The sequence below is a fragment of the Saccharothrix sp. DSM 118769 genome (assembly GCF_052936295.1).
Genome location: NZ_CP193627.1, coordinates 948,632 through 965,330 on the forward strand (window position 1 = coordinate 948,632; position 16,699 = coordinate 965,330).

At 75.3% G+C, this 16,699-nt stretch carries 15 protein-coding genes and 1 pseudogene; 9 read left to right on the forward strand and 7 right to left on the reverse strand.

What is annotated here, in order from left to right; all coding sequences use genetic code 11:
* The first annotated feature begins 3 nt into the window (after positions 1-3).
* Genes ACRAKJ_RS04590 through ACRAKJ_RS04600 form a run of 3 tightly spaced genes read left to right on the forward strand, consistent with a single transcriptional unit; the run spans position 4 to position 2,876 of the window.
* Entirely contained in the window at positions 4-1,440 is a 1,437-nt protein-coding gene (locus ACRAKJ_RS04590) for an RNB domain-containing ribonuclease (RefSeq protein ID WP_438920291.1), read from the forward strand.
* A gap of 12 nt (positions 1,441-1,452) precedes the next feature.
* Positions 1,453-2,121: an NADPH-dependent F420 reductase gene (npdG, locus tag ACRAKJ_RS04595; RefSeq protein WP_438920292.1), complete on the forward strand. Its 669-nt coding sequence runs from the start codon at positions 1,453-1,455 to the stop codon at positions 2,119-2,121.
* On the forward strand, positions 2,121-2,876 hold the full coding sequence (locus ACRAKJ_RS04600) for a helical backbone metal receptor (protein WP_438920293.1): 756 nt from the start codon (positions 2,121-2,123) through the stop codon (positions 2,874-2,876). Before npdG ends, ACRAKJ_RS04600 begins: the two co-directional genes overlap by 1 nt.
* A 51-nt stretch (positions 2,877-2,927) precedes the next feature.
* Here the strand turns inward: ACRAKJ_RS04600 and ACRAKJ_RS04605 are convergent, their stop codons facing one another.
* Entirely contained in the window at positions 2,928-3,386 is a 459-nt protein-coding gene (locus tag ACRAKJ_RS04605) for an RICIN domain-containing protein (RefSeq protein ID WP_438920294.1), read from the reverse strand.
* 145 nt (positions 3,387-3,531) lie between these two features.
* On the opposite strand from ACRAKJ_RS04605, the gene ACRAKJ_RS04610 reads away from it, so the two are divergent.
* The gene (locus ACRAKJ_RS04610) at positions 3,532-6,267 is read left to right on the forward strand and encodes a BTAD domain-containing putative transcriptional regulator (RefSeq protein ID WP_438920295.1); all 2,736 of its coding nucleotides are present in this window, start codon (positions 3,532-3,534) and stop codon (positions 6,265-6,267) included.
* 46 nt (positions 6,268-6,313) lie between these two features.
* On the opposite strand, the gene pip is transcribed toward ACRAKJ_RS04610, so the two are convergent.
* Positions 6,314-7,249: a prolyl aminopeptidase gene (gene pip / locus ACRAKJ_RS04615; RefSeq protein ID WP_438920296.1), complete on the reverse strand. Its 936-nt coding sequence runs from the start codon at positions 7,247-7,249 to the stop codon at positions 6,314-6,316.
* An 87-nt stretch (positions 7,250-7,336) separates the two neighbouring features.
* A complete protein-coding gene (panB, locus tag ACRAKJ_RS04620; RefSeq protein ID WP_438920297.1) occupies positions 7,337-8,191 on the reverse strand; it encodes a 3-methyl-2-oxobutanoate hydroxymethyltransferase in 855 nt (284 codons plus the stop codon).
* A gap of 126 nt (positions 8,192-8,317) precedes the next feature.
* On the opposite strand from panB, the gene ACRAKJ_RS04625 reads away from it, so the two are divergent.
* Positions 8,318-8,677: a VOC family protein gene (locus ACRAKJ_RS04625; RefSeq protein WP_438920298.1), complete on the forward strand. Its 360-nt coding sequence runs from the start codon at positions 8,318-8,320 to the stop codon at positions 8,675-8,677.
* A gap of 12 nt (positions 8,678-8,689) precedes the next feature.
* On the opposite strand, the gene ACRAKJ_RS04630 is transcribed toward ACRAKJ_RS04625, so the two are convergent.
* Positions 8,690-9,439, reverse strand: a complete 750-nt coding sequence (locus ACRAKJ_RS04630) for an SDR family NAD(P)-dependent oxidoreductase (RefSeq protein WP_438920299.1) — start codon at positions 9,437-9,439, stop codon at positions 8,690-8,692.
* Positions 9,440-9,574: 135 nt separating this feature from the next.
* On the opposite strand from ACRAKJ_RS04630, the gene ACRAKJ_RS04635 reads away from it, so the two are divergent.
* Entirely contained in the window at positions 9,575-10,426 is an 852-nt protein-coding gene (locus tag ACRAKJ_RS04635) for an MmyB family transcriptional regulator (protein ID WP_438920300.1), read from the forward strand.
* Here ACRAKJ_RS04635 and ACRAKJ_RS04640 read toward each other — a convergent pair.
* Positions 10,385-10,486, reverse strand: a pseudogene (locus ACRAKJ_RS04640) (hypothetical protein); the annotation flags it as partial. The gene ACRAKJ_RS04635 and the pseudogene ACRAKJ_RS04640 sit on opposite strands and share 42 nt — an antisense overlap.
* A gap of 172 nt (positions 10,487-10,658) precedes the next feature.
* On the opposite strand from ACRAKJ_RS04640, the gene ACRAKJ_RS04645 reads away from it, so the two are divergent.
* Together ACRAKJ_RS04645 and ACRAKJ_RS04650 are read left to right on the forward strand one after the other, a co-directional pair.
* Positions 10,659-10,817: a hypothetical protein gene (locus ACRAKJ_RS04645; protein ID WP_438920301.1), complete on the forward strand. Its 159-nt coding sequence runs from the start codon at positions 10,659-10,661 to the stop codon at positions 10,815-10,817.
* 8 nt (positions 10,818-10,825) lie between these two features.
* Positions 10,826-11,785 carry an RNA-binding protein gene (locus ACRAKJ_RS04650; protein WP_438920302.1) on the forward strand — a complete coding sequence of 320 codons (960 nt, stop codon included), beginning with the start codon at positions 10,826-10,828 and terminating at the stop codon, positions 11,783-11,785.
* Between the two features lie 9 nt (positions 11,786-11,794).
* Here the strand turns inward: ACRAKJ_RS04650 and ACRAKJ_RS04655 are convergent, their stop codons facing one another.
* Positions 11,795-13,357, reverse strand: coding sequence for an alpha/beta fold hydrolase (locus ACRAKJ_RS04655; RefSeq protein ID WP_438920303.1), 1,563 nt, complete (start codon positions 13,355-13,357; stop codon positions 11,795-11,797).
* A 73-nt stretch (positions 13,358-13,430) separates the two neighbouring features.
* Here ACRAKJ_RS04655 and ACRAKJ_RS04660 point away from each other — a divergent pair, with 73 nt between their 5' ends.
* A complete protein-coding gene (locus tag ACRAKJ_RS04660; protein ID WP_438920304.1) occupies positions 13,431-15,146 on the forward strand; it encodes an NAD+ synthase in 1,716 nt (571 codons plus the stop codon).
* A 48-nt stretch (positions 15,147-15,194) separates the two neighbouring features.
* On the opposite strand, the gene ACRAKJ_RS04665 is transcribed toward ACRAKJ_RS04660, so the two are convergent.
* Positions 15,195-16,694, reverse strand: a complete 1,500-nt coding sequence (locus ACRAKJ_RS04665) for an MFS transporter (protein ID WP_438920305.1) — start codon at positions 16,692-16,694, stop codon at positions 15,195-15,197.
* Positions 16,695-16,699 lie beyond the last annotated feature (5 nt).

The following is a 16,699-nucleotide window of genomic DNA, read 5'->3' on the forward strand; positions in this document are numbered from 1 at the left end:
GGCATGGTGGTGATCCGCACCGACCGCACCCGGTCCCCGGGGGCCGACCCCGACCCGGGACTGGACTTCGGCGGCATCCGGACCGAGTTCGGGCTGCCCGACGCGTTCCCGCCCGAGGCGCTGGACGAGGCCGAGCGGGCGGTGGCCCGGGGCCTCGACCCGGCCGGCCGGGAGGACGCGACGGCGCTGCCGCTCGTGACCATCGACCCGCCCGGTTCGAAGGACCTGGACCAGGCGCTGCTGGTGGAGCGCGTCGGCGCGGGCTTCCGCGTGCACTACGCCATCGCGGACCTCGGCGCGTTCGTCGTGCCCGGCGGCGCGCTCGACACCGAGGTGCGCGGGCGCGGGCAGACGCTCTACCTGCCCGACGGCAACGTGCCGCTGCACCCGCCGGTGCTGTCCGAGGGCGCGGCGAGCCTGCTGCCCGGTCGGACCAGGCCCGCCGTGCTGTGGACGTTCGAGTGCGGCGCGGACGGCGAGCCGACCGGCGTGCGGGTGCGGCGGGCGGTCGTCCGGTCGACCGCGCAGTTCGACTACGAGGGCGTGCAGGCGTCGTTCGACGCGGGCACGCCCCACCCGTCGGTGGAGGCCCTGCCGGACTTCGGCCGGCTGCGCCGGGAGCGGGCCGTCGAGCGCGGTGCCGTGGAGCTGCAGCTCCCCGAGCAGGAGATCGTCCCCAACGGGGACGGCGACTGGAAGCTCGTGGTCCGGCCGCGCGCCGACGTGGACTCGTGGAACGCGGAGATCTCCCTGCTGATCGGCATGGCCGCGGCCGGGATCATGCTGGACGCGAAGGTCGGCGTGCTGCGCACCCTGCCCGACGCGGACGACGGGGCGGTCGACGCGCTGCGGCGCTCCGCGCACGCCCTGGGCGTGCCGTGGCCGGCCGGCACGACGCCGTCGCGGCTGCTCGCGGGTCTCGACCCGGCCCGCCCCGAGGCGCTGGCCCTGTTCGTCGACGCCACCCGGCTGCTGCGCGGCGCGGGCTACACCGCGTTCGACGGGGAGGTCCCGCCGGTCACCACGCACGCGGGCCTGGCCGCGCCGTACGCGCACGTCACCGCCCCGCTGCGGCGGCTGGTGGACCGCTTCGCCACCGAGGTGTGCCTGGCGGTCACCGCGGGCGAGGAGGTGCCGGCCTGGCTGAAGGAGGCGCTGCCGCGGCTGCCCGGCCTGATGGGCGGGTCGGACGCGCTGGCGTCCAAGGTGGACCGGGCGTGCCTGGACCAGGTGGAGGCGTGGGTGCTCGCCGACCGGGTCGGCCAGGAGTTCGAGGCGGTCGTGCTGCGGGCGGACGACAACGGCGCGGACGTGTTCGTCGCCCGACCGCCGGTGATGGGCCGCTGCGCGGGCGGGGGCCTGCCCGAGGGCGAGCGCGTCCGGGTGAGGTTGGTGGAGGCCGACCCCGGGCGCAGGAAGGTCGCGTTCGCCCGGCTGTGATGTGATGGCCGGGTGACTGATATTCGTGAGCTCACCGTCGGGGTGCTGGGTGGTACCGGTGCGCAGGGCAAGGGCCTGGCGCTGCGGTGGGCCAAGGCGGGGTTGAAGGTCGTCATCGGGTCGCGCGACGCCGAGCGCGCCGAGGCCGCGGCCGAGGAGGTGCGGGCCGCCACCGGGGTCGGGCACGTCAGCGGCGCGGACAACGAGGGCTGCGCCGAGCAGGCCGACGTGGTGCTGGTCGCGGTGCCGTGGGACGGGCACGCCGACACCGTGGCGTCGCTGCGCGCCCCGCTCGCGGGCAAGGTCGTGATCGACTGCGTGAACCCGCTGGGCTTCGACAAGCAGGGGCCGTTCGCGCTGCCCGTGCCGGAGGGCAGCGCCGCGCAGCAGGCCGCCGCGCTGCTGCCGGACTCCCGCGTCACGGCCGCGTTCCACCACGTGTCCGCGGTGACGCTCGCCGACCTGTCGGTGGAGACCGTCGAGGGCGACGTGCTGGTGCTGGGCGACGACCGCGAGGCCACCGACCTGGTGCGGGCGCTCGCCGACGCCGTCCCCGGCTTCCGCGGCGTCTACGGCGGCCGGCTGCGCAACGCCCACCAGGTCGAGGCGTTCACCGCGAACCTCATCGCCATCAACCGCCGGTACAAGGCGCACGCCGGCCTGAAGATCACCGACATCTGATGCTGCCCGTCGACGACCTCGGCGAACCGGTGCCGCTGCCGGGCCCGCCCGCGCGGGTGGTGAGCCTGGTGCCCTCGATCACCGAGGCGCTGGTCACCGACGCCGTCGACCCGGCGGTCCTGGTCGGGGCCACCGACTACTGCGCGCACCCGGCGGACCTGGACGTGGCGCGGGTCGGCGGCTCGAAGTACCCGGACGTGGACCGGGTGCTGGCGCTGCGGCCGGACCTGGTGGTCGCCAACAGCGAGGAGAACCGGCCGGAGGACGTCGAACGGCTGCGCGCCGACGGCGTCCCGGTGTGGGTGACGGCCGCGCCCGCCACCGTGCCCGCCGCCCTCGGGTCGCTGCGCCGGCTGCTGGGCACGGCGTGGGACGTCGAACCCGGCTGGCTGGTGGAGGCCGAACGGCGGTGGCGCGACGTCGTGCCGCCGTGGGCGCGTGCCGTCGTGCCGGTGTGGCGCAAGCCGTGGGTCGTGCTGGGCCGCGAGACGTTCGCGGGCGACGTGCTGCTGCGCCTCGGCGTGGTCAACGCGTTCGCCGACCACGCCGAGCGCTACCCCCGGCCGCCCCTGGCGGAGCTCCAGGACGCCGAGCTGGTCGTGCTGCCCGACGAGCCCTACCTCTTCACCCCGGACGACGGCCCGCGGTTCTTCCCCGGCCTGCGCCCGGTGCACGTCTCCGGGCGCCACCTGACCTGGTACGGGCCGTCCCTGGTCGAGGCGCGGTCCTCGCTGGCGACCGCCCTGGGCCGGTAGGGGCCGCCCCGGCGTGCCCGACCCCTCGACGGGCACGACGGGGCGGCGGTCTCACCAGCGCTGCCAGGCGCTGTCGTTGCGCTCGAACGTGCGCAGCCCGAAGTCGTCGCTGTCGTCGAGCGCCCGCCCGGTGGCCTCGTTGACCAGCGTCACCTCGCCGGTCTCCCACTCGACGCGGAGCCAGTTCTGGAACGGCGTCCGGTTGCACGGGTAGGCGCGCAGCCCGAAGTCGTCGCTGTCGTCCAGGCAACCGCCGGTCGCCACGTTCCGCAGCTCCGTCCAGCCGCCGCCCCAGGGGTGCACGTTCCACGCCTGGTGGTCGTTCCAGAGGACCGGCACGGCGCGCAGCCCGGCCCCGCTGTCGTCGAGCGCCCGCCCGGTGGCGGAGTTGTGGAACCGGTCGACGTAGTCGGTCGCGGTCGCGGCGTCCGCGGCGGTGGCGGGTGCCGCGGCGGTCGCGGGTGCCAGTGCGGCGAGCGCGAGCGCGGCGGCGGTGATCGTCTTGCGCATGGTGTCCTCCTCGGTGTCCCGACCCGGCGGGCCGTGTGCCACCACCCTGCGGACCGGACCCCGCGAAAACCCTGTCGCCCAGGTCAGGGCAGGTTCACCCGGCGGTGAACTCAGGGCCGGCCGCGCGCGCACCGATGCTCAGGGGGTGGGGAGCGCACAGGCGGCACCGGCTTTCGGCGTGCTCGGGGTGGTCGAGGCCAGGGTCGGCGGCGAGCCGGTCGACATCGGCCAACCCCGTCAGCGCAGCGTCCTCGCGGCCCTGCTGGCGGACGTCAACCGGGTCGTGGCGGTCGACGAGCTGGTGGACCGGGTGTGGGGCGAGCAGCCGCCCGGCCGTGCCCGGCACTCCCTCTACAGCCACCTGTCCCGGCTGCGCCGCGTCGTCGCGCCCGCCGGGGCCTCGCTGACCCGCCAGGCGGGCGGCTACGTGCTGACCGCCGACCCCTCCTCGGTCGACCTGCACCTGTTCCGCGAGCTGTGCGCGCGCTCCCGCGAGGGCGACCGGCCGCTGGAGGCCGCGGACCGGGCGCTGGCGCTGTGGCGCGGCCGGGCGTTCGAGGGGCTGGACACGCCGTGGTCCGCCGAGCTGGCGGGGCGGCTGGAGCAGGAGCGCCTGGCCGCCGAGCTGCACCGCAACGACCTGCTGCTGCGCCACGGCCTGCACGCCGACCGGCTCGCCGACCTCGTCGCCACCGCCGCCGCGCACCCGCTCGACGAGCGCGCCGCCGGCCAGGTGCTGCTCGCCCAGTACCGCTGCGGCCGGCAGGCGGAGGCGCTGGCGCACTACCGGGCGGTGCGCGACCGGCTCGCCGACGAACTGGGCACCGAGCCGGGTCCCCGGCTGCGCGAGCTGCACCGGCGCGTCCTGGCCGGCGACCCGCTGCCCGTGCCGGACCGGCCCGCGCCCCGCCAGCTGCCCGCGCCGCCGCCGCACTTCGTGGGCCGCGCCGCGGAGCTGGCCGCGCTGGACCGGCACGCCACCGCGCTGGTCGTGGTCGTCGGCACCGGCGGCGCGGGCAAGACGGCGCTGGCGCTGCGCTGGGCGCACGACAACGCCGAGCGCTTCCCGGACGGCCGGCTGCACGCCGACCTGCGCGGGTTCGACCCCACCTGCGCGCCCGTGCCGCCGGGGGTCGTGCTGCGCGGGTTCCTCGAAGCGCTCGGCGTGCCCGCGCACGGCGTGCCGGCCGGGCTGGAGGAGGCGTCCGCGCTGTACCGCAGCCTGCTCGCCGGCCGCCGCGTGCTGGTGCTGCTCGACAACGCCGCCGACGCCGCCCAGGTGCTGCCGCTGCTGTCCGGCGGCGCGCCCTGCCTGACCCTGGTGACCAGCCGCGACCGGATGACCCGGCTGATCGCCGCGCAGGGCGCCGACCACCTCGGCGTGGACGTGCTGACCGGGGACGAGGCCGTGGCGCTGCTCGTCGGGCGGCTGGGCCGCGACCGGGTCGCCGCCGAGCCCGACGCCGTCGCCGAGCTGGTGGAGCACGCCGCCCGCTTGCCGCTGGCGCTATCCGTCGTGGCCGCCCGCGCCGCCGTGCACCCGGGTTTCCCGCTGCGCGCGCTGGCCGACGAGCTGCGCGACGAGCACGACCGCCTCGACGCGCTGGACGCGGTGTCGGACGTGCGCGCCGTGTTCGCCTGCTCCTACCGCGCGCTGGGCGCGGACGCCGCGCGGCTGTTCCGGCTGCTGGGCCGCCACCCCGGCGCGGACGTGGACGCGCACGCGGCGGCGTCCACCGCGGGCGTCCCGGTGGCGCGGGCCCGCGCGCTGCTGGCCGAGCTGAGCCGCCAGCACCTCGTGGACGAGCGCACGCCGCACCGGTACGGCTCGCACGACCTGCTGCGCGCCTACGCGGCCGAGCTGGCCCGCGCCCACGACACCGCCGACGAGCTGCTCGCGGCCCGGTCGCGGCTGGCCGACCACTACCTGCGCACCGGGTACGGGGCGGAGCGGCGGCTGGCGCCGCACTGGCCGCCGATCACCCTCCCGCCGGCGCTCGACGGCGTGGCGACGCGCGGGTTCGACTCCTACGGCGAGGCGGCGGCCTGGTTCGACGCCGAGCACACCGCGGTGCTCGGCGTCCTGGACGACGCGGTGCGCCACGGCTGGGACGCGCACGCCTGGCAGCTGCCGTGGGTCCTCACCTCCTACCTGAACCGGCGGGGCCGGTGGCGGGAGAAGGCCGACGCCCTGCGGACCGCGCTGGCCGCCGCCGAACGCCTCGGCGACCCGGAGGCCCTGGCCGTGACGCACCACCTGCTGGGCCGCGCGGCGACCACGCTGGGGGAGCGGGGCACCGCGCTCGACCACCTGGGGCGCGCGCTGGAGCTGCACCGGGCGCTGGGCGACGAGACCGGGCAGGCGGTCGTCCACTTCTCGCTGGCCGCCGAGCACGAGCAGCGCCGGGACCTGCCCGGGGCGGTGACCCACGCCCGCCGCGCGCTGGAGCTGCACGCGCGCACCGGCGACCGGACGTGGCAGGGCTTCGACCTGACCGCGCTGGGCTGGTACGCGGCCTGCCTGGGCGACCACACCGGCGCGCTGGCCCACTGCCGCGAGGCGGTGGCGCTGATGGACGACCGGGACGGTCTCGCCCACTGCCACCAGATCATGGGCTGCGCCCACCACCACCTGGGCGACCAGGACGAGGCCCTGGTCCACCACCGCCGGGCCGTCGCCCTGTTCCGCCTGCTCGGCGACGGGTTCCGCGAGGCGTGGGGCCTGGTCTTCACGGGCGACGCCCACCGGGCCGCGGGGGACGAGCCGAGGGCGCGGGCCACGTGGGCGCGGGCGCTGACCCTGCTGGAGCGCCTCGGCCACGACGACGGCGGCGCGGTCCGCGCGCGGCTGGACCAGGCCCCGGTCGCCGCCGGCCGCTAGGCGTGCCGCGCCCGGGGGTCGTTCCCGGCGACCGCGCCCCCCGCCGTCAGGGCCGGAACCGGTCGGTGGCGTTGACCAGCGCGCGCAGGGTGCCCGGCTCGTCGAACGCGTGCCCCGCGTCCGGCACGACCACCAGCTCCGAGCCCGGCCACGCCTTGTGCAGGTCCCACGCCGAGGTGGCGGGCGTGGCGACGTCGTAGCGGCCCTGCACGATCACGCCGGGGATGCCCGCGAGCCGGCCCGCGTCGCGCAGCAGCTGCCCCTCCTCCAGCCACGCGCCGTGCCGGAAGTAGTGGTTCTCGATGCGGGCGAACGCCAGCGCGTACCGGGGCTCCGCGAACACCTCGACCAGCTCGGGCCGGGGGAGCAGCGTCACCGTGGAGCCCTCCCACACGCTCCACGCCACGGCCGCCGGCTCGTGCACGGCGGGGTCGGGGTCGTTGAGCAGCCGGGCGTAGGTGCCGATCACGTCGCCGTCCGGCGCGAAGCTCGTGACCCGTTCCCACAGCTCGGGGAACAGGAACCCGGCGCCGCCGCCGTAGTACCAGTCCAGCTCCTTGCGCCGCAGCGTGAAGATCCCGCGCAGCACCATCTCGGTGACCCGCTCCGGGTGCTTCTCGGCGTAGGCCAGCGCCAGCGTGGACCCCCACGACCCGCCGAACACCTGCCACCGGTCGACGCCCAGGTGCTCGCGCAGCCGCTCCACGTCCGCCACCAGGTGCCACGTGGTGTTGGCGGACAGGTCGGCCACCTCGGCGGCGTGCGGCGTCGACCGCCCGCACCCGCGCTGGTCGAACAGCACGATCCGGTAGGCGGACGGGTCGAACACCCGCCGGTGCACGGGCGCGCACCCGCCGCCGGGGCCGCCGTGCAGGAAGACCACCGGCTTGCCGCGCGGGTTGCCGCTGACCTCCCAGTACACGTGCTGGCCGTCGCCGACGTCGAGCAGGCCCTGGTCGTAGGGCTCGATCTCGGGGTACATGCCGCCCACTCTGCCCGAGCGGGATGACGAGTGGATCACCGCGAGGTCGCCGCGCCGGCCGTGGGCCCGCGCGGCGACCGCGTGCGATCAGTGGAAGGTGTGCTCCGGGCCGGGGAACTGGTGGCCGCGCACCTCGGCGGCGAACTGCTGCGCCGCCGACGTCATCACGCCCGCCAGGTCGGCGTAGCGCTTCACGAACCGGGGGCCCTTGCCGCGGCGCAGGCCCATCATGTCCTGCCAGACGAGCACCTGGGCGTCGGTGTCCGGGCCGGCGCCGATGCCGACGGTCGGGATCACCAGGTCGTGCGTGATCTGCTTGGCGACCTCGGCGGTCACCATCTCCAGCACGACGGCGAACGCGCCGGCCTCCTGGACGGCGTGCGCGTCGGCCACGACCTGGTCGAACGCCTCGTTGCGCCCCTGCACGCGGTACCCGCCGAGCTGGTGCTCGCTCTGCGGCGTGAACCCGATGTGCGCCATGACCGGGATGCCGGCCGCGGTGATGGCCTTGACGTGCGGGGCGAAGTGCGCGCCGCCCTCCAGCTTCACGGCGTGCGCCCGGCCCTCCTTCATGAACCGGACCGCCGTCGCCACGGCCTGCTCCACCGACACCTGGTAGGAGCCGAACGGCAGGTCCGCGACGACCAGCGCCCGCTTGACCGAGCGCGTGACGCCGCGCACGAGCGGGATCAGCTCGTCGACCGTCACCGGCAGGGACGTCTCGTGGCCGTAGACGTTGTTGGCCGCGGAGTCGCCGACCAGCAGCACCGGGATGCCCGCCTCGTCGAACAGCTCGGCCGTGTACATGTCGTAAGCGGTGAGCATGGGCCAGGGCTCGCCGCGCTCCTTCATCTCCCGCAGGTGGTGCACGCGCACCTTCCTGCCGGTCGGAGCGCCGGAAGCGCCGTTGCCGTAGGGCGCCGTCACCTCAGTAGAGGTCATCGTCGACCGTCCTCCCTCGAAGCCCGCGCCGTCGCGGGTCCCCGGGCGTTGGTTGCACGGTTTACGGGGCCCAGCGTGACACCGCCGCGAGGGGAATTGCACGGAGTGCGAGTAGCTTCACACGGCATGGCGTGCCGCATCACGGAGCTGGTCCTCGACTGCACCGATCCCGAAGCCCTGGCCCGGTTCTGGTGCGCCGCGCTGGACTTCGAGGTCCTGGGGCGGGAGGGCGCGGCGGTGGAGATCGGCCGCCCCGGCGAGCACCCCACGATCGTCCTGGACCGGGCCGGGGGGCCGAAGACGCGGAAGCTGCGGCTGCACTTCGACGTGAACGCCACCGACCGCGACCAGGACGCCGAGCTGGAACGCCTCGAAGCCCTCGGGGCGCGCCGCAAGGACATCGGCCAGGGCGACGTCACCTGGCACGTCCTCGAAGACCCCGAGGGCAACGAGTTCTGCCTGCTCAGCCGCCGCGTGGAGCCGTGACGGCGGGCACGCCTACACCTGCACGGTCGGCAGCACGACGATCTGCCGCAGGTTGACGTGCTTCGGCCGGCTGGTGGCGAAGCCGACGACGTCGCCGACGTCGGCCGGGTCCAGCGGCGGCACCTCCTCGCGCCACCGCGCCAGGTGCGCGTCCACGGCCGGGTTGTCCATGTGGTCGGCCAGCTCGCTGTGCACGAGACCCGGTTCGACGTTGGTCACGCGCACGCCCAGCGCGCCCAGCTCGGTGCGCAGGTTCGCCGACAGGTGCGTCACGGCCGCCTTGGTGGCGGTGTAGACGGCGTAGGTCGGGAACGTCTGGTGCGCGCCCACCGACGAGATGTTCACCAGGTCGGCGGTGCCCTCGCGGCCGGCCTGGACCAGGTCGGACGTGAACGCCTTGGTGACGTTCAGCAGGCCCTTGAGGTTGGTGTCGATCATCCGGGACCACTCGTCGTCGCGGCCCTCGGTCAGCGGGTTGGCGAGCATGACGCCCGCGTTGTTCACGACGAGGTCCACGCGCCCGAACGCGGCGTGGACCGCCTCGACCGCGCCGGACAGGTCCCGCGTGACGTCCGCCGCGACCGCAAGCGCTTGCCCTCCCTCGGCCTGGATCTTCCCGGCCAGGTCGGCGACCCGGTCGGCCCGGCGGGCCAGCAGCGCGACCCGCGCCCCGGAGCGGGCCAGGACGAGGGCGATCTCGGCGCCGATGCCGCTGGCGGCACCGGTGACGACGGCAGTGCGGTTGTTCAGGTCGTAGGTCATGGGGACAACAGTGGGGCCCGCGCCGCGCGGTACCGGAGGCCCCGTTCGACCGCGGGTCCGCGGTGACCCCGGTCGGGCGTTCCTGGGTCTGGCAGTACCCAGGCTCGGTTCCCGGGGCGCGGCCATACTGGGAGGGTGAACCACGACCTCGGCGAATTCCTCCGCACCCGCCGGGCACGCGTGCGACCGGACGACGTGGGCCTGCCCGGCGGCGGCCGTCGACGCGTGCCGGGCCTGCGCCGCGAGGAGTTGGCGCTCCTGGCGGGCGTGAGCGTGGACTACTACGTGCGCCTGGAGCAGGGCCGCACCCCGGCCGTGTCGGACTCCGTGCTCGACGCGGTGGCCCGCGTGCTGCGCCTGGACGAGACGGAACGCGCCCACCTGCGCAACCTCGTCCGGCCCGCGCCCGCGAAGCGCCCCGCGCCGCAGCGCCTCCGCCCCGGTCTGCGGCGGCTGCTGGAGATGGTCGGCGACGTGCCCGCGTTCGTCATGGGGCGGCGCTCGGACATCCTCGCCTGGAACCCGCTGGCCGACGCGCTGTACGGCTTCGGCGGGATGCGCGAGGAGGACCGCAACTCGGCCCGGCACACGTTCCTGCGCCCGGAGGCCCGCGCGTTCTACCGGGACTGGCCGACCGTGGCCGCCGACATGGTCGCGTTCCTGAGGCTGGACGCCGGCCGCAACCCCGACGACGCGCGGCTCGCGGCGCTGGTCGGCGAGCTGTCGGTGAAGGACGAGACGTTCCGGACGCTGTGGGCGCAGCACAAGGTCAGGGAGAAGACGCACGGCACGAAGCTCATCGCGCACCCCGTCGTGGGCGACCTGGACCTGGACTACGAGTCCCTGCGGCCGGCCGGTGACGAGGACTTCACGCTCGCCGTCTACACGGCGCGGGCCGGTTCGCCGACCGAGGAGCGCCTGAAGCTGCTGGCGAGCTGGGCGGCGTCACCCGGCGCGGCGCTTGAGCGCACGCAGGAACACCACTAGGGCCCGTCCCCGGAACTCCAGCACGTCGCCGTTCCTGGAGTCGCGCACCGCGTCGAGCCCGCCCCGGACCTCGACGCAACTCCCGCCGCTGTTCCCGCTGTAGCCGCTCTTCCGCCAGGTGCGGCAGCTCCGCCGGCCTCCTCAGGTGCCGCAGCTGCTCGAACCGCGTCTCCGGCGACCCGACCGGCCGGCCCGGCACCTCCTGCCGGATCACCATCGCGCACTCGACCGGGTGGTGGAGCACGAGCCCGACGCGCAGGTCGTGGCCTGGTGCCCGGAGTTCGACACCAGTACCCAGGTGGTCCCGGAGGACGGCTCCCCCCGCATGGACCCGGAGGGCCTCGACAGCGTCCGCCGCCTGTTCCGCGACGCCGAACTCGTCTGGGGCTAGCCTGGGGCGTGCCGAAGACCAGCGCGCTGCCCCACGTCCACCGGGTCACCAAGTACGACCCGGCCGACCGCGACGGGCACGGCCGCTACACCGGCACCGAGGACACCGACAGCGACCGCGGCCCCGTGGAGGCCGCCTACCTGGCCGCCGTGGCCGCGTTCGCCGAGGACAGCGGCGTCACCCACCTGGAGATCCGCGAACCCGCCCTCTTCGGCGCGGGTCGCCCGTTCGAGGACCGCGGGCTCGCGGGGCTCTTCCCGCCCGACCTCACCGGCTACCACGACGGCGCCCTGGTGCCCGTCGCCGCGGGCCTCGAACTCGTGCGGGCCATGCTGCGCGGCGACGGCGCGTCGTGCCGGCTGGAGGTGGGGGGCAGGTTCTCCGTCGACGTCGGCTACGACCAGTACGTGTACGTCGGCAGCGCCGAGCCCTGCGAGCGGGCGGTCGCCCGCACCCGCGAGCTGGGGCTGTTCCCGGAGCGCCTCGACCGCTCCCCGCACGAACCGCAGCCGGGCGACCGCGGCGGGGCGCGCCCCGCCGACGACGCGTTCTGGGACGAGTTGACCGACCTCGCCACCCGGCGCGGCGCGGTGCTCCTGGAGGAGGGGTACCTCGCCAACGCCTCCCGGTGGCACCGCGTCCGCCCCGGCGACGCGGAGGCGGTGCGCGCCGGGCTCGCCCCCCGCGCGTGGCTGCTGGTGTGGCCGGACCTGGACGACGACGTCGCCGCCCTGCTCGACGCCCTCCCCGCCCGGGACGACTCGTTCGAGGTCGTCTGGGAGGACCGGGACGGGCGGATCACCGCGCTCGCCGTCGACGACGAGGACCTCCCGGCGCTGCCCGCCCGGCTGGCCGGGGCACGTGCGGCGGCGGTCGTCTCCTGGTACGCCGACCGGCGCCACCCGCTGCTCGCGGCGGTGCTGCCCGACGCGGACGGCGTGCTGCGCGCCCGCTGGGTCCCGGAGTGACCCCGGTCCTCAGCCGCAGCGCGTGCCCTCGGCGGGCAGCTCCAGGTCGATCAGGTACCGGTCGCCCACCGGGTCCACGCACTCGTCGCCCTGCAGGTACACCGTGTGCTGGTTGCCCTCGAACGTGAGCAGCCGGCCGCCCAGCTCGCGCGCCAGGCTCACGCCCGCGTCGTACGGCGTGGCCGGGTCGCCGGTCGTGGAGATCACCAGCACGGGCGGCAGGCCGGTGGCGGGCTTCGGGTCCTGCGCGGTCGGCGGCACGGGCCAGAACGCGCACGCGTCCAGCGCGCCCGCCGCCGGCCGGCCGTCGTCCAGGAACGGCGCCGCCGCCTTGTACCGCCTGGCCAGGTCGTCGAGCACGGCCCGGTCGGTGACGCGCGGCTCGTCGACGCACTTGATCGCGATGAACGCGTCGTTCAGCGTGCCGTACTTGCCCTGCTGGTCGCGGTCGAAGTAGCTGTCGGCCAGCAGCATCAGCACGTTGCCGCGGTTGTTCGCCAGCTCGCCCAACCCGGTGTTGAGCGGCTCCCACAGCTCCTCGGAGTACATGGCCTGGATGGCGCCGGTGATGGCGTCGTTGTACGACAGCTTGCGGTCCTCCACCTGCACCGGCCGCTCCAGCAGCGGCAGGGTCAGGTCGCGGAACGCCTGGTTGGCCTTGGCCGGGTCGGCGCCGAGCGCGCAGTCCTGCCGCCCCGCGCACCACGCGGCGAACGCGTCGAACGCCTTCTGGAACCCGGCGGCCTGCGCGATCAGCGACTCGACCTGGCCCTGCGCGGGGTCGACCGCGCCGTCGAGGACGAGCGCGCGCACGTTGGCCGGGAACTCCTGCGCGTAGCCCGCGCCGATGTGCGTGCCGTAGGAGTAGCCCAGGTAGGTGAGCTTCTCGTCGCCCAGGGCGGAGCGCATCACGTCCAGGTCGCGCACGACGTCGCGGGTGCCGACGTTGGCCAGGAAGTCGGCGCCGGTGGTGGACGCGCACTTCTCCGCGTACTGCCGGTTCTCGTTCTCGGTCTGCGCGATGCCGGACGGCGAGGTGTCCACGTCGGCGTCGAGGCGGTCGGCGTCGCGCTCGGCGTCGCTCAGGCACCTGACCTGCGGCTCGCTCGCCCCGACGCCGCGCGGGTCGAAGCCGACGAGGTCGAAGCGCGCGCCGAGGTCGGTCTGCTTGACCTGCGAGGCCAGCCCCGCGGCGGCGGACATGCCGGACGCGCCGGGCCCGCCCGGGTTGACGACCAGCGACCCGATGCGGTCGCCGGTGGCCTGCTGGCGCAGCAGCCCCAGCCTGATCGTCTTCCTGGTGGGCTGCGCGTAGTCGAGCGGCACCTCCAGCCGCGCGCACTCCAGGTTCTTGCGGTTGCGGAACTGCGAGGCCGTGGTGGCGGTCGTGGCGTACGGGCCGCAGTCCTCCCAGCCGAGCTGCTGGCCGTAGAACCGCTCCAGGCCGGCGGGCACGGTCCCGGCCGGACCTCTCCGCTCCAGCGTCGTCCCCGCACTGGGTGAACCGGTCACCACGGACGTGCAGGACGCGAGCAGCGGCAGGGCGAGTACTAGCAGCAACGATCGGCGCACACCATCGATCGTATGTGTGATCTGTCGGCCACAACGGCCGCCAAGCTCGCGCGCGGTGAGCGAGAATGCCTCCATGCCACAGCTCCGACTCGCACTCGCCCAGGTCAACGCCTGTGTCGGCGACCTCGCGGGCAACTCCGAACTCGTCGTCGAGTGGTCCCGCAAGGCCGTCGAGGCCGGCGCCCACCTGGCCGTCTTCCCCGAGATGGTCCTGACCGGGTACCCGGTCGAGGACCTGGCGCTGCGCGTGTCCTTCGCGGAGGCGTCCGAGGGTGCCCTGACCGCGCTCGCCGGGGCGCTGGACGAGGCGGGGTGCGGCGGGCTGCCGGTGGTGGTCGGCTACCTCGGCCGCGACGAGCACGGCATGCGCAACGCCGCCGCCGTGCTGCACGGCGGGGCGGTCGTGGCCCGCCAGGACAAGCACCACCTGCCGAACTACGGCGTGTTCGACGAGCGCCGCTACTTCACGCCGGGCGACACCCTGGACGTGGTGCGCGTGCGCGGCGTCGAGGTCGGCATGGTGATCTGCGAGGACCTGTGGCAGGACGGCGGCCCGGTCGCCGCGCTCGGCGAGGCCGGCGTGGACCTGGTCGTGTCGCCGAACGCCTCGCCCTACGAGCGCAAGAAGGACGACGCCCGGCTGCCGCTGGTGGCGCGCCGCGCGGTCGAGGCGAAGGCGCCGCTGGCCTACGTGAACATGGTCGGCGGGCAGGACGAGCTGGTGTTCGACGGCGACACGATGGTGGTCACCGCCGAGGGCGCGCTGGTGACCCGCGCGCCGCAGTTCGTGGAGCACCTGGTGGTGCTGGACCTGGACGTGCCGGGCGGCACCGAGCGGACCGAGGGGGAGTTCAGCGGGTTCGCGGTCCGCCGCACGACGATCTCCGACGAGCCGCTCCCGGCCTACGACCCGCTGCCCGTCCCGCAGGCCGCCGAGCCGCTCTCCGACGAGGCGGAGGTGTGGCACGCGCTGGTCACGGGCCTGCGCGACTACGTGCACAAGAACGGGTTCCGGTCGGTCGTGCTCGGCCTGTCGGGCGGCATCGACTCGGCCGTGGTGGCGGCGCTGGCCGTCGACGCGCTGGGCGGGGACAACGTCTACGGCGTGTCCATGCCCTCCGACTACTCCTCGGACCACTCGAAGTCCGACGCGCACGACCTCGCGCAGCGCACCGGCTGCCACTACGAGGTGCAGCCGATCGCGGACATGGTGCGGGTGTTCGTCGACCAGCTCGGACTGACCGGGCTGGCCGAGGAGAACGTGCAGGCGCGGTGCCGCGGCGTCACGCTGATGGGCCTGTCCAACCAGCACGGGCACCTGGTGCTGGCGACCGGCAACAAGACGGAGCTGGCGGTCGGCTACTCGACCATCTACGGCGACGCGGTCGGCGGGTTCGCGCCGATCAAGGACGTGCTCAAGACGCTGGTCTGGGACCTGGCGCGGTGGCGCAACGCGGAGGCCGAGAAGCTGGGCGAGCAGGCGCCGATCCCGGAGAACTCGATCAGCAAGCCGCCGTCGGCGGAGCTGCGGCCCGGCCAGGTCGACGCCGACTCGCTGCCCGACTACGAGCTGCTCGACTCGGTGCTGGACGACTACGTCGAGGGCGACAAGGGCTACCGCGACCTGATCGCGATGGGCTTCGAGCACGAGCTGGTCGACAAGGTGCTGCGGATGGTCGACAAGGCCGAGTACAAGCGCCGCCAGTACCCGCCGGGCACCAAGATCACGTTCAAGGCGTTCGGCCGCGACCGACGGCTGCCGATCACCAGCGGCTGGCGCGAGGGCTGAGCGCGCCCGGCGCGGGCGGCGGGTTCCCTGCCGCCGCCCGCGCCTCCGCTACCGGCGGTCCGCCCGCGGCAGCAGCAGCGCCACCAGCGCGCCCGCGCCGCAGATCACGGCCGTGAACAGGAAGATCTCGTGGTACTGGGTGAGCAGCGCGTCGGTCAGCGCCCGCTCGTACACCGCGGCGGCGGCCCTGAACTCCTCCTCCGACCTGCCGAACGGCAGCGGCGTGTCCAGGTCGGCGGTCAGCTCCCGGAACCGGTGCAGGCCCCACGCCGACAACCCGGCCACGCCCACCAGCATCCCGGTCATCCGCGCCACGACCACCGCCGCCGACGCCACGCCGTGCTGCGCCGCCGGCACGGCCCGCAGCACCGCCGCCGACACCGGCGCGATCACCAGCCCCAGCCCGAACCCGGCCACCGCCAGGTCGCGCCCGACCACGAACGACGACACGTCGGCCGGCCACCGCGCCAGGAACAGGTACGCGACACCGGCCACCACCAGCCCGGCGAACGACACCCACCGGTCGCCGAGCCGCCCCGCCAGCCACCCGCCGAGCAGCGCGCCCACCGGCAGCGCGACCAGGAACCGGGCCAGCACCGCCGCCGCCGCGCCCGCGTCCACCCGCAGCACGGTCTGCGCGAACAGTTCGACGTCCACCAGCGTCACCATCAGCGCCGCGCCGGTCGCCAGCGACACCCCGAGCGCGGCCAGGAACGGCCCCGGGCGCACCCCGGCCGGGTCCAGCAGCCGCACCGGCGACCGCCGCTCCCACAGCGCGAACCCGACGAGCACCACCACCGACGCGCCCAGCGCCGGCAGCCCCCACGGCGGCAGCACGGCGTGCTCCGGGTCGGGGTTGTAGAGGCCCACCACGACCAGGCCCAGCGCCAGCGCCAGCAGCGCGCCGCCCACGAAGTCGACGCGCACCCCCGACCCCGCCGAACGCGGCACGGCGAGCTGCACCAGCGCCATCGCCACCAGCGCCAGCGGCAGGTTGACCCAGAACACCCACCGCCAGCTCTGCGGCTCCAGCGACTCGAACACCGACCAGGCGTTGAACAGCGACGCCACGCCCACCCCGTACAGGGTGCCGAGCACGCTGCCCAGCTCCTGCGCCGCGCCCACCACGCCCAGCGCCGACGCCCGCCGCTCCGCCGACCACAGGTCCGCGACCAGCGCCATCGTCACCGGCAGCAGCGCGCCACCGGCCAGGCCCTGCACCACGCGCCCCGCCACCAGCAGCGGCAGGTCACCGGCCAGCGCCGTGACCGCCGACCCGACCGCGAACCCGAGCAGGCACGCGTGCAGCACGAGCCGCCGCCCGAACCGGTCCGACAGCTGCCCCAGCAGCGGCATCCCGGCCACGTACCCGAGCAGGTAGCCGGTCACCACCGGCGTGGCGCGCTCCAGCCTGTTCACCGGGATGCCCAGGTCGCGGACGATGTCGACGAGCACGCCGACCACCACGTACGCGTCCAGCGCGCCGAGCAGCACCGCGCCCGCGCCCGCCCCGATCGCCAGCCGGCGAGCCCCCACGGGGGTGGTCACCGCGG